This window comes from Pseudomonas sp. M30-35 (assembly GCF_002163625.1).
Classification (GTDB): domain Bacteria; phylum Pseudomonadota; class Gammaproteobacteria; order Pseudomonadales; family Pseudomonadaceae; genus Aquipseudomonas.
Genome location: NZ_CP020892.1, coordinates 1,951,739 through 1,965,861, shown reverse-complemented (window position 1 = coordinate 1,965,861; position 14,123 = coordinate 1,951,739). Strand labels below are relative to the sequence as shown.

Annotated in this window: 3 protein-coding genes; all 3 read left to right on the top strand. The window is 56.3% G+C overall.

Features of this window, described 5'->3' with window-relative positions; genetic code table 11:
* Position 1: 1 nt before the first annotated feature.
* The 3 genes from B9K09_RS09100 (at position 2) to B9K09_RS09090 (ending at position 14,099) form a co-directional block, all read left to right on the top strand.
* The gene (locus B9K09_RS09100) at positions 2 to 1,615 is read left to right on the top strand and encodes an ABC transporter ATP-binding protein (RefSeq protein WP_087516509.1); all 1,614 of its coding nucleotides are present in this window, start codon (positions 2 to 4) and stop codon (positions 1,613 to 1,615) included.
* Positions 1,616 to 1,643: 28 nt separating this feature from the next.
* Positions 1,644 to 2,438, top strand: a complete 795-nt coding sequence (gene fabI / locus B9K09_RS09095) for an enoyl-ACP reductase FabI (RefSeq protein ID WP_087516508.1) — start codon at positions 1,644 to 1,646, stop codon at positions 2,436 to 2,438.
* Between the two features lie 279 nt (positions 2,439 to 2,717).
* The gene (locus B9K09_RS09090) at positions 2,718 to 14,099 is read left to right on the top strand and encodes a VCBS domain-containing protein (RefSeq protein ID WP_087516507.1); all 11,382 of its coding nucleotides are present in this window, start codon (positions 2,718 to 2,720) and stop codon (positions 14,097 to 14,099) included.
* The last annotated feature ends 24 nt before the right edge of the window (positions 14,100 to 14,123 follow it).

Below are 14,123 nucleotides of genomic sequence, written 5' to 3'. Positions count from 1 at the left end.
GATGACCGACACTGACAACCTCATCGAAGTACGCGACCTCGTCGTTGAATTTGTCACGGGCGATAACCGTCAACGTGTGGTGGAAAACATCAGCTTTGACATCCGCCGTGGCGAAACATTGGCTCTGGTTGGCGAGAGTGGCTCCGGCAAGTCAGTCACCGCGCATTCAATTCTGCGCCTGCTGCCTTACCCTTTGGCGCAGCACCCAAACGGCACCATTCGCTATAAAGGCGAAGACTTGCTGAACATGAACGAGAAGAAGCTGCGTGGTATCCGTGGTAACCGCATCGCCATGGTCTTTCAGGAGCCCATGACTTCGCTCAACCCGTTGCATTGTATCGAGAAGCAAATCAACGAAGTGTTGGCGCTGCATAAAGGGCTTAGCGGCAAGGCCGCTACCGCGCGCACCCTTGAACTGCTCGACTTGGTGGGTATCCCGGATCCGCGCAAACGCCTCAAGGCTTACCCCCATGAGTTATCTGGCGGCCAGCGTCAGCGCGTGATGATCGCCATGGCGCTAGCGAATGAGCCAGAGCTATTAATTGCCGATGAACCCACTACTGCGCTCGACGTCACCGTGCAGCTTAAAATCCTTGAATTGCTCAAGGAATTACAAGCGCGCATGGGCATGTCGCTGCTGCTGATCAGCCACGATTTAAATCTGGTGAGAAGAATTGCTAACCGCGTATGTGTCATGCAGCGCGGAAAGATCGTCGAACAGGCGTCATGTGCAGATTTGTTCGCTGCCCCGCAGCATTCCTATACTCAGGAATTGCTCGGAGCGGAGCCCAGCGGTGACCCAGTCGATAATCCCCCAGGGGATCCGATACTGGAGGTTGACGACCTGCGCGTTTGGTTCCCGATTAAAAAAGGACTCATGCGCCGTACCGTTGATCACGTGAAAGCAGTGGATGGCATCAACTTTAGCCTGCCACAGGGCCAGACCCTCGGCATTGTCGGCGAAAGTGGTTCCGGTAAGTCCACGCTCGGTTTGGCGATCTTGCGTTTGCTGGGAAGCCAAGGCGGGATACGTTTTCAGGGGCAGGCAGTTGATGGCCTTTCGCAAAAGGAAGTGCGACCGTTGCGCCGGCAAATGCAGGTGGTGTTTCAGGACCCCTTCGGTAGTCTGAGCCCGCGTATGTCGGTGGGCCAAATCATCGGTGAAGGCCTTGACATTCACAACATGGGTAGCGCGGCTGAGCAGGAACAAGCTGTGATTGATGCGCTCATAGAGGTAGATCTCGATCCGGAGTCTCGGCACCGTTATCCTCATGAGTTTTCTGGTGGGCAACGGCAACGTATTGCCATTGCCCGAGCACTGGTACTTAAACCGGCGCTGATACTGCTGGATGAGCCCACTTCGGCGCTCGACCGCACCGTTCAGCGTCAAGTTATTGAGTTGTTGCGGTCATTGCAGGCCAAGTACAACCTGACTTACCTGTTCATCAGCCATGACCTGGCCGTTGTCAGGGCAATCAGCCATCATCTAATGGTGGTTAAACACGGTCAGGTGGTTGAACAAGGTCCGGCAAAGGCAATATTTGCTGCACCGCAACATATTTATACTCAGCAACTGCTGGAAGCAGCCTTTTTGGCACCAGCAACTGCTGACTAATCCTTGCGAATAGGAAGAGGAACAACACATGGGTTTTCTAACCGGTAAGCGCGTACTGATCGTTGGCGTTGCCAGCAAACTCTCCATTGCCTCGGGCATTGCTGCAGCGATGCACCGTGAAGGTGCTGAACTGGCGTTCACCTATCAGAACGAAAAGCTTAAAGGCCGTGTTGAAGGCTTTGCCGCTGATTGGGGCTCAAGCGCTGACCTGTGCTTCCCGTGTGACGTGGCCAACGATGAAGAAATCGTGTCTGTATTCGAAGCACTGGGCAAAAAGTGGGACGGCCTGGATTGCATCGTTCACTCAGTCGGCTTCGCCCCGGGCGACCAGCTAGACGGCGACTTCACTGACGTCACCACCCGCGAAGGCTTCCGCATTGCCCACGACATCAGCGCCTACAGCTTTGTGGCTCTGGCCAAAGGTGGTCGCGAGCTGATGAAAGGTCGCAATGGCAGCCTGCTGACGCTCTCCTACTTGGGCGCTGAGCGCACCATGCCTAACTACAATGTTATGGGCATGGCCAAAGCCAGCCTCGAAGCCGGTGTCCGTTACCTGGCTGGTAGCCTGGGTCCAGAAGGCACTCGCGTTAACGCAATCTCGGCAGGTCCAATCCGCACGCTGGCCGCTTCTGGAATCAAGAGTTTCCGCAAAATGCTGGCAGCCAACGAGAAGCAAACCCCGCTGCGCCGCAATGTCACCATCGACGAAGTCGGCAACGCCGGCGCTTTCCTCTGCTCCGACCTGGCTTCGGGTGTGAGCGGTGAAATCATGTACGTTGACGGCGGTTTTAACACCACGGCAATGGGTGCAATGGACGAGTAATCTGCCTACGCATTAATACCTGACTGCACCTAAGCGTCCGGCACCTAATTTGCCGGGTTACTGGGATGGTCACCCCAACCCCTGCGAGAGCTACGCTTTCGCAGGGGTTTTTATTTGGGGGACCAGTCCCGTGAGCCATTTGACGACAGGTCTTTTGGCATCCAAAAACCTGCTCTTTTACGCTTTAGCACGCTGTTTATTTGGTTTTTTTCGCTACGAATACGGCAGAGACGTCTATTATTTGTTGACGATGTTTTTCTTGTGCATGGAGCCATGTCGATGTCAAAAATCACTGCCGGTCGTAACGGTAATCCCTTCAAGCCCAGCAGCCGTACGCTGGCATTGGAACCGAGGATTCTTTTCGATGGTGCAGCGGCAGTTGCCACCGAGCAGCATACGACCGACACCTCGGCACACGACGGCCAAAACAGCCAAGACAACAGCCATGTGCCTGCAACAGCGGTTGAGACGGCACGCTCGGCCCCGCCGGCTACATCCGCTGCACGTGCCTTGCTGGTCATAGACAGTCGCCTTGAGAACAGTGAGCAACTCACTCAGCAGCTGCCGTCGGGCGTTAAAGCCATTATTGTCGACACTCAACAAGATGGCATCGCCGCCATTGAAAAGGCCCTTGAAACAATGGGTCAGGTTGATTCTGTACAAATCCTCTCGCACGGCGCCGCAGGCCAATTCACCTTGGGCAGCACCACGGTGTCGAGCGACAATATTGATCAGCTCGGCAGTCGTTTCGCGCAATGGAGCAATAACCTCAGCGCTGGTGCGGACATTCAGCTCTATGGCTGCAAGATTGGCGCTGGCGAGGCTGGCAAAACCCTGGTCGGTGAGCTGGCCAGATGGACTGGCGCTGATGTCGCCGCGTCCAACGATGACACGGGCAGTAAAGCGGCAGGTGGCAATTGGGAACTTGAAGTACGTGACGGCGATATTGATAAATCAATTGCCCTTAGCGCTGCAGCCATTGATAGCTTTTCAGGGTTGTTGCCTGACGCAGCGCCCACGCTTTCTGTCAGCGGCACAGGAGCCGATGTTCAACTGGGCAGCAACTTTACCTTTACCCTGAACTTCTCCAACACCTCATCAGACGCTGGTTATGCGCCCTTTGTCGATGTATTCCTGCCTACAACAGGTATCGATGGGGCGGGCACGGAAATTGATGACGGCATTAGCTTTGTTTCAGCCAGCTACCTTGGCCAATCTCTGGTTGCTCACGTTATCACCTTCGACGCCAATGGCCAGGCGGTACACCCACTGGCCGTCGGCACTGATGGTCAGCCTTTAGTCGTTAACGCCGCCACCTATGGGATGCGCGCCGGCGACCAAATGGTGGTGCTCGAATTACCATTTGCCAGTGTCAGCCAGGGCCAGCCGAATATCGGTATTCAAGTGACAGCAACGCTGAGTGACTTGGCCGACACCGATTTCTCGTCTTCCGCGGCCACCCCTGATTTAACTATTCGCGCCCGCAGCGGCTTCCAATACGGCAACGACGCGCTGAACAATCCGGCGGTCGACCCAAGCCTGGTAGAGTCTGGCTCTATTAGTTATGTGGTGCACCCAACGGTGATCACATTCGATCAGGAAATCATTGCCCCCGAAGGTGAAACCGCTACCGGGCCTAACTATGGCCGGGAGTTGCAAATAACCGTCAGCCCGGCAACCTCACAGACCATTACCGACTTGGAGATCACGCAACCGGTACCCGACAATGTGATCATCACCGAAATTACACCGGGCGCAAACGGTACCCTCACCTCGATCACCTTGCATAACGGTGACACCATTACCAACCCTGCATTAATCAATGCGGTATTTGCGCGCAACAACGATGCCGACCAGACCAACGACGTCTACATCCAGTCGTTTACGGTCTCTTACAGCGACTTCTCGGCACCTGTGACAACCAATGTTGATTTCTTTGTGCCGGACATTGATGCCGAAGGCGACTCAGTCCTCAACCCAGTCACCGGCGATGACGCCACAATTACCTTCGGCCCGCCTACTGCCAGCGGCCAATGGCAACCGGTAGACCCGCGCGACGTGGCAAATCCGGGTGACACAATTGCCTTCAGCGGTGATGGGGTGGCAACCAGCATCGTCGCCAAGTCGATCACGCTGGAAAAACAAGTCAGCCTGCAAACCGATATTGGCAGCGCCGGTTTAAGCCCGGGCGACACCCTTAACTACGTCATCAATATCAATGTCTCTGACTATTTTGCATTTGGTAAGACACTCCTCAACGAAGGCAGCTTCGTTATCAGCGACACCCTGAGCGACGGCCAGACGCTGGTCGGTGGCACCTTGACCTTGTCCGCCAACATTGACGGTATCAACTATCAAATCCCGGTCACCTTCACCCAGGTTGTGAATCCAGACGGTACCACCTCGTTGGTGTTCGATATCGCCGCCTCGGTTGAGAGCTACTACCCCGACCACCAGTGGATGAATGGCGACCTTTCCTTTGATGACATTCTGCAGGGTGCCAGCACAGCGGTACTCAGCTACCAGGCGGTTATTGGCCAGAGCTATACACCGCCCGCAGGCACACCACACAGTGAGATCAACGAAGGCGACTCATTCGGCAACAATGCGACGGTTACGGCGACCATAATGGAAGACGAGGTCAACCTCACGGGTTTTGACCAGTCCGACTCATCAAGCACCACCAGCACCATTCCAACCAGCACGGTTGATATCGATATTGCCGACCTGAATGGCAATGGCGCACCGCCGCCTGGGACAGAACTGCGGCCGGGCGATGAAGTTACTTTCAGCCTCACCTATGACTTGGTTACCGGTGACTACGAAAACTTCAGCATCACCGCTTATCTGCCGCTGCCACTGTTCGACCTGACCGGTCTTGATGCCGATACCCTTTGGCAGCTGGGCACCGACAACACCAACCCCAACAGCCCTAGTTCGGTGACTATCGGCCCGGGCAACTCGTTGATTTTCACCTTCGACGATTACGTCAACAGCGAGACTGACGGCAGCACCATCCAAATTGATTTCACCCTGACAGTCAGCGACCAACCCTTTGCTGACCAGCGCTCTTTCAACGTGTTGGCGGAGTCGAGTCAAACCACAACGCTCGACAAGAACGAAATCCTGTCTTCGGATGACGTCACCCTTATTGCCTCGGTCGCCGAGCCTGACCTGAGCATTACCCACGGTGTGGTTTCCTCAAGCAACGGTACAGTCACCGGCACAACCGGTAGCTGGAACGCACCTGGCACGGGCGGAGCACCGTTCACCGGCAGCGTTACCGATATCAATGCGATTGAAGGCAACGTCAACGATATCGACGCCAGCGACACCATTCGTCTGGCCACTGCGATCGAGAACTCGGGGGGCGGCAATGCCTATGATGTCAGCACCCAGATTACCCTACCGCCAGGTCTGTCTTTCGTTGGCGGCAGCTTGTCCAGCGCCAACCTGCTGATATTCCGCGGCGATGGTACACAATTGATAGCGGGGGTCGACTTCACCGTCGACAACGCCACCAACACCATCACCTTTGTTGATGGCGCCGGTGTCGGCGCCCTCCTCGCGGGTCGTCCTGGGACGGATGCCGATAACAGTGGTGCAAACCTGATTGTCATCACCTATGACACGCTGGTTGCAGGCAATATCAACGCCAGCGCAACCCTTGAAAGCACCGGCACGCTGCTTAACTATGCCAGCGTTGAAGGCGGCGCAAACTTCCTCGACAGCGGCGTACTGAGTGATACGGCATCGCAACAAGTTGCGGCCCCCGAGATCAGCAAAGGCTTTGCCGGTGGCGGTCTCGACAACTCAGACTCAAGTGCCAGCCACACCACAGGCGCTGATCTGGTCGTGGGCGAAAGCATGCTCTACGACATCATTGTTACCCTGCCTGAAGGCGTCACCCAGTCACTCAACATCAACGACCTGATTCCACCAGGCATGCGCCTGGACACCAGTTTCAATGGCAGCGGCTATCAATTAATCACCACTGCCGGCGGTTATCTCGCCTTGAACTTCGGCGGCACGGTGGATATTAGCCAGCTCACCACAACAGGCACTGATGGCGGCGATGCAAACTTCGTATTCAGCATTTCCTCGGCCAGTGGCGACAACAACACCGACAACAATAAGTTTGTCATTCGAGTGCGCTTGATCGCCACCGACGTCAGCGGCAACCAGGCCAATACGGTTTTGCAGAACGACGCCACGCTGACCTACACCGATACTGACGGCGACACTCCTAACAGCACCGATCCTGCAGATAATATTGACCGCAATGTCGCACTGACCGGTGATAAACCAACGATTACCGTGCGTGAGCCGACGCTGCAAATTAGCCAAACAATCGACACCCCGACTGATTTCGGTTTTGACCAGGATGACCCTGTCGACTTCACCATCACCATCAGCAATGGCAATAGCGCCACTGACTTCGATGCCTTTGATATTAACTTCAGCGACACTCTGCCTACTGAGCTGGATGGCCTGACGTTGAACAGCGTCATCTACACGGTTAATGGCGTTAGCACCGACATCACCAGCAGTTTCAGCCTTGACCCCGTTACCCGCACGCTGGTTAACACCGGCAATGTTGATATCGCCAAAGGCGGCAGCATTACCATCAGTCTCAGTGGTGTGGTCAACGCCACCGGCGCCGCAGTGCCGAATTTTGACAACCAGGCACAAGTGCAATGGACCAGCATTGACGGCACCAACAGCGACGAACGTACCGGGGTTGACGGCTTGCTCAATAGCGGTGTGCTCAACGACTACCGCCTCGACAGCGCGCTGGTGTTCCCGGTCGCTCAGGGCATCAGGATCTCCCGTGTTGGCGGTCTGGATGACACCACCGCGCCGAACCCGACCAACGCCAGTGTCGAAAATGTCGCGGTCGGTGAACTGGTCCGCTATCGCGCCGCTGCGCTAATTCCTGAAGGCGAAAACCCCGACTACAAAATCAGCATCACCCTTGATGCAGGGCTGACCCTGGCCGACCTCACCAGCATGCGTGTGGCGTTCGTCTCCAATGGAGGCCTGGTAACAGATCTGAGCGACTTGATTACCAGCGGTGTGCTAGCCATTGATGGCGACGAGAACTCCCCCGAAGCCTTGTACATCACACCAGACTTGTCTGGCGCGGGTCCGACCGGGGTACTTAACTCAAACTATGTGACCATCACCACTGATGCCAGCGGACGCCAGGTTATTACCATCAACTTTGGCAATGTTACCAACGGTGCAGGCGGCGCAGGTGATGACGGCAACGATGACAACCTTGAAGGGATCATTGTTGAGTTCACTGCGCGGGTGAATAACCAAGTCAGCAACCAGGCCGGCGATCAACTCGGCGTATTTGTTCAAGACAGCGTTGACGGCAATCTGCGTGCCACCAGCGACACCCTGTTTGAGCGGATTGTCGAAGGCGGCTTTAGCGGGCTGGACAAAACGGTCAGCAACTTTGACCCCAATGTCGGCGGCAGCAACGGCACAGCCACAGTGACCATCGGTTTTAATCAAAGCGGTGAACTGCCAGCCTATGACGTCAATTTAAGCGACAGCTTTGCAACCGGCAGCAACTACCAACTGGTCAGCATCACCATTGGCGGCACCACCTATGCAGCCGCTGATCTACCGGCTGATGGCATCAGTTTCAGCACCGCTGGTGGCCTGAGTGTTGATTTCAGCCAGATTGATGTTGGCAGCCAGATCAGCGTGGTTTACACCGTCGATGTACCCAACGACGCAATAGTTGCCAGCAGCGACGCCAGTCTCACCTGGAGTAGCCTGCCGGAAACCTTCACCGAATGGGGTGGCAGCACTGTCGGCGCCGATGGTGGTGTCGATGGCGAGCGTACCAGCGCTGACGGCGTAGGCCCAGACAACGACTCGGTGCTAAATAACTATCAGTTGGTCGAAGCCGCAGGCTTGGGCATCATCAGTGGCACGCTGTGGAACGACACCAGCTCAGCCGACGGCTCCACCACGCCAGACGGCCTGGCCATTGCTGGTGAAGACGTGACGCTGACCTGGGCCGGTAATGATGGAGTTTTCGGCAATGCTGACGATGCAGTCTTTACCGCGACCACCGACGCCAATGGCCAATTCATCTTTGGCGTGTTGCCGTCAGGCTTGTATCGCATTGACGCCCCCACCGAGGTCAACAGTGTTGTTGCCTTTGGCGATATGCGCATCCGCATCGACACGGATGGCGCAACCCTCGGCCAAGTCAATATCACCCTTGGTGAAGCCGACAGCCAAGTGGCCGACTCAGGCTACGTGGAGCTCAATGACGCGCCGGTCAACAGCCTTCCCGGCACGCAGAACGCTCAAGAAGACATCGCCTTGGCAATATCTGGAGTTTCAGTCAGTGATGTTGATGCTGAGCGCGACCCTGATACCAATGACCAGGCAATCCAGGTCACCTTGAGCGTCACCCAGGGCACGCTGTTTTTTACCGGTGCCACCACTGGTGTGACAGTCACTGGCAGTAACAGCAACTCGATGGTGTTAGTCGGCCGCATCGCTGACATCAATGCCGCGCTGGCCAGCCTCAACTATCTAGGCAACGCCAACTACAACGGTGAAGACACCCTGACTGTCTTGACCAGTGACTTGGGCAACTTTGGTGATTTCGACGGTAATGGTATTCCCGGCGAGCTTACTGATGCCCGCACCGATCAGGACTCACTGTTGATCGTGGTGGCAGCGGTCAATGACGCACCGACGGCGGTAGACGATGCCGCAACCGCGGTTGAGGCTGGCGGTCGTGACAACCAGACACCAGGCATCAATCCAGCCGGCAACCTGACCGACAACGACACCGACGTTGACCTGATTACCAATCCGGACACCGAAAACCTCGATCTGATTTCGGTCACCTCGTCCATCGAAACCGTTGCCGTACCGGCATTAGGCACTGTCGAAATCAGGGGCCAATACGGCAGCTTGTTCGTCGACATCAGCGGCGCCTATGAATATGTTGTCGACAATGACAACCCTGTGGTTCAGGCCTTGCGCCTGAGTGGCCAGACGCTCTCTGAAACCTTTAGCTATGAGATCAGCGACCGCGGCATACCGTTGGCGACTGCCAACTCCACTGCAGTCCTAACCGTGACCATCCAAGGCGCCAACGATACGCCTGTAGCCGTGGACGATACCGCCACCGCAATCGAACAAGGCGGGGTCGACAACACCGATATTGGCAACCCTGGCGATAACCCTCCGCCTGGATTCCCCGTCGCAGGTGCTGACGCAACCGGTAACGTGCTGGACAACGACAGCGATGTCGACAGCGTCAGCAATGGCGAAACTAAAAGCGTCACCGCTATTCGGAGTGTCCCGGAAACAGATGTGGGCACACCGGAAGTAGTGCCTCCAGGTGGATCGATCAGTATCGATGGCACCTACGGAACTTTGACGATCTTTTCTGATGGTGAGTACAGCTACGTAATTGACCAAGACAACATTGCCGTACAACGCCTGGGACCGAATGACACGCTGACAGACCAGTTCAGCTATCAGGTCACCGATGCACTGGGCCTGAACGATCTGGCTGACTTAACCATTATCGTCCAGGGCAACTACGACAACCCGGTTGCCAGCGATGACCATGCCCAGGCGCAAGCCAGTGAAACGGATGACGACGGCAATGAAGCCAACCCGACTGGTAATGTCATTACCTTCCCAAGCCGCCCTGACGATACAGGTACGTCCGGTGGCAACGGCATTGACCAGGATGTCGACGGTGCTGACCGCCCTAACACCAACCTGACTGTCACCGGCATCCGCAACGGCACTGAACTTGCGGGCGGCGCATTGAGCCCAGTGACGGCCGGCACCACGCTCAGCACCAGTTTCGCCCAAGGCTCAACCAATCCCAGCGGCTCTTCTTACGGTGAGCTGACGATCAACCCGGACGGCTCATTCAGCTTTAACGTCAACAGTGATCATCCAGAGATTGTCGCCTTGACGGTTGACCAGACCCTTGATGTGGTCGTGACCTATCAGATCACAGACACCGCAGGCCTGACCGATACCGCCCAGCTCGTCATCACCGTCACCGGCGCCAATAACGTGCCGTTGGCGGGTAACGGTGTGGCACTGGCAACCGAAGCTGGCGGCGTCAACAATACAACCGCCGGGGTCAACCCAACAGGTAATATCTCGGCCGAAGACCCGGATGGCGACCCGCTTACTGTTACCGCAATTCGTACCGGCCCAGAGAGTTCAACTGGCACGTCTGGCACCGTCGGCCAGGCACTGCAGGGGCTGTATGGCTGGTTGACCATGAACAGTGACGGCAGCTACAGCTACGAGGTCGACAATGATCTTGCAGCGGTGCAGGCGCTGCGCCAAGCGAGCGACACCCTGATAGAACGCTTCACCTATACCGTGGCAGACCCTGGCGGACTCAGTGACAGCGCTGAAATAATCGTGGTGATTCGCGGCCAGAACGATAACCCGGTTGCTGCCAATGACACCGCAACAGCGATTGAGGCTGGCGGCGTGAATAACGCCACAGGCGGGACTGATCCGATAGGCAACGTACTGACCAATGACACCGATGTTGACAGCGTCAGCAATGGCGAAACCAAGGCTGTCGACTCAGTGCGTACGGGCGCAACTGAAGGTGCGGGCACTGCCGGCTCATTGGACGTTGAACTGCGCGGTACTTATGGCTGGCTGACCCTTGGAGAGGATGGCGAGTATCGCTATCGGCTGGACAACTCCATGGCTGTAGTCCAAGCCTTGCGCGTAGGCAATACCCTGACAGAGAGTTTCAACTACACCGTTATTGATACCGCTGGCGCAACCGATGCAGCGGTATTGACCATCACCATTCAAGGCCGTAACGACACCCCGGTCGCCAACGATGATACGGCTGCCGCTGTTGAAGCAGGCGGGTTGAATAACTCGACTCCCGGAGTAAACCCAAGCGGTAATGTGTTGAGCAATGACACAGACGTTGACCTCAATGGTGAGGTCCTCACTGTTTCCGCAGTGACGGGCGGCGACATTGGCAGCGCTTTCTCAGGTATGTACGGCAGCCTGACGCTCAATAGCGACGGCAGCTTCACCTACACCGTCGATAACAATAATCCACTGGTTCAGGCGCTACGCACCAATGCCAATAAACTGAGCGAAAGCTTTACCTACACCATCCGCGATTTGGCTGGCGCAACCAGCAGCGCGCTACTGACAATTACCATTTCAGGTCGCAACGACAACCCAGTCGCAATCAACGACACCAATACAGCGACGGAGGCTGGCGGCGTCAATAATGGCACGCCGGGCAACAACCCTAACGGCAACCTGCTCAACAACGATACCGATGTTGACAGCGGCGATAGCAAAACCATCGATGGGATTCGCACCGGCCTGGAGGTGGTTGGCGGCAGCTTCACCAGTGTTGGCGCAATCCAATCGATCGTCGGTCAATACGGTACGCTGACCGTGCTCGCCAACGGTGACTACAACTATGTAGTCAATAACAATCTGGCTGCAGTGCAAGCTCTCAAACCAGGTGACACCTTGCGTGAAGCCTTTAGCTACCGCATGCACGACACCGCTGGTGCACAAGATATTGCCCAGTTGCTGATCACGATTGAAGGTGCGTGGGACACGCCTGTTGCAGCCAATGATGTGGGCATCGCAGTCGCCGACAATGGTGACGGGCTGTTCTTCGACCCAAGCGGCAACGTGCTGACCAATGACACCGATGTTGACGCTGGCGACAGCTTGACCGTTACCGCAATTCGCACCGGCCAGGAATCTGGCAGCGGCACTGCGGGTACAGTCGGCAGCGTCTTGGTCGGTCAATATGGCTCATTGGTGCTCAACGCCGATGGTAGCTACGACTACATTCTCGACAAAACCAACCCCGATGTATTGGCCCTCGACTTACTCGACACCCTCTTCGATTACTTCACCTACACCGCAACAGACAACGGCGGGCTCAGCGACCCTGCGCAACTGTCGATCCTGATTATTGGCCGCAACGACCCTCCGGTTGGGGTCGATGACAGCGCCACCGCCATCGAAGCTGGCGGTATCAACAACAACACACCGGGGGTCAATCCGAGCGGCAACGTATTAAGCAACGACACCGACCTTGAAAACGGCGTGCTCACCGTAACCGGTATTCGTACCGGCACGGAGTCAGGCACGGGTACGAATGGCACGGTCGGCACCAGCCTACGAGGCCTTTACGGCAATTTGACGCTCAACAGCAATGGCACCTGGAATTACGTGCTTGATAACAGCCTGGCAGCTGTTCAGGCACTGCGCATCAGCGGCCAGACCCTGACTGAGACGTTCACCTACACCGTTGAAGACCCTTACCTTGCCGATGACACCGCACAGCTTGTCATCACCATTGATGGTCGTAACGACACCCCAGTCGCCGTCGACGATAACGCCACAGCGGTGGAAGCCGGAGGCATCTTCAACGGCACTCCGGGGGTGAATCCGCAAGGCAATGTGCTAGATAACGACACCGACGTCGACAGCGTAGCCAACGGTGAAACCAAACAAGTGCTGAGTGCCAGCAGTGAAACCGGTAACACCTCCAGCGCAGGCCAAGTACTTGTGGGCCGCTACGGCAGCCTCACCCTAAACGCCGATGGCAGCTATCAGTACGTATTGGACAATAACAACCCAACGGTGCAAGCCTTGCGTACTGCGGGCGAAACCCTGCGCGAAACCTTCACCTATCGTATGCGCGATGCTGCAGGAGCCGAGTCGAGCGCACGGCTTAACTTGTTGATTCAGGGCGCCAATGACAACCCACTGGCGGTCAACGACAGCAATGTTGCCAGCGACCAACTCCCAGCGCCGCAAACCAGTGGCAACGTGTTACCCAATGACAGCGATGTCGATGGCGGCGACAGTCTGCAAGTCGTGGCGATCCGCACCGGAGCCGAAGATGCAACGGGTACAACCGGAGCCATCGGCCAGCCATTGGTAGGCCGCTACGGCACCTTGGTACTCAATGCCGACGGCAGCTACACGTACAGCATTGATCTGACCAACAACGAAGTCCTGGCAGCCGCAGGGCTGGGTCAAGTGCTCAGTGATGTATTTACCTACACCTTGGGTGACTTGGCCGGTGCCACTGACCCTGCCGAACTGGTGATTACTCTCGATATCACTGCGCCGTTTATTCCACCCTCTAAAGACGGTCCGTTCCACCATGAGAGTGATCGTGATCCAGCCGATCAATATCAACCGCTGCTCAAGGATATTGATCCAGCGGTGTTCATCAGTCCGGTAGTGGAGCGTGACAGCAAGATACACGCCTTCATGGCCCGAGAATCAGATGGTAGCAAGCTGCTGCTTGGCTCTGCGCACGGATTGCTCGACGACATAGTTGAGATTAATCCGGTGGCGGGCCAGTTCGTTCACCAGCAGGTGCTCGAAAGCCAGTTCGACAGCGAATTGGACATGGCCTGGATTCTGAGCCGTCAGGAACGTGTCGACTTGACTGCTGACGGGTTGCTCAGCAACCCCTCATTGTTCGGCACCACCCCAGATAACCTGACTCTCCCGTGGCAGGCTCCCGAGCAACAGCCAGCGTCTAACCAGACGGCAAACAGCTTCCAAAACCAACTGAAAAACGCGGCGCTACAACGCAGTTTGCTCAGGCCTGAAGGCTAGTCCAACCAGCACTGGCCGCGAAAT

What these genes read in the sequence shown, in the direction of transcription:
- B9K09_RS09100 (WP_087516509.1), top strand. Translation starts at nt 2, where the DNA reads ATGACCGACACTGACAACCTCATCGAAGTACGCGACCTCGTCGTTGAA.
- B9K09_RS09090 (WP_087516507.1), top strand. Translation starts at nt 2,718, where the DNA reads ATGTCAAAAATCACTGCCGGTCGTAACGGTAATCCCTTCAAGCCCAGC.
- fabI (WP_087516508.1), top strand. Translation starts at nt 1,644, where the DNA reads ATGGGTTTTCTAACCGGTAAGCGCGTACTGATCGTTGGCGTTGCCAGC.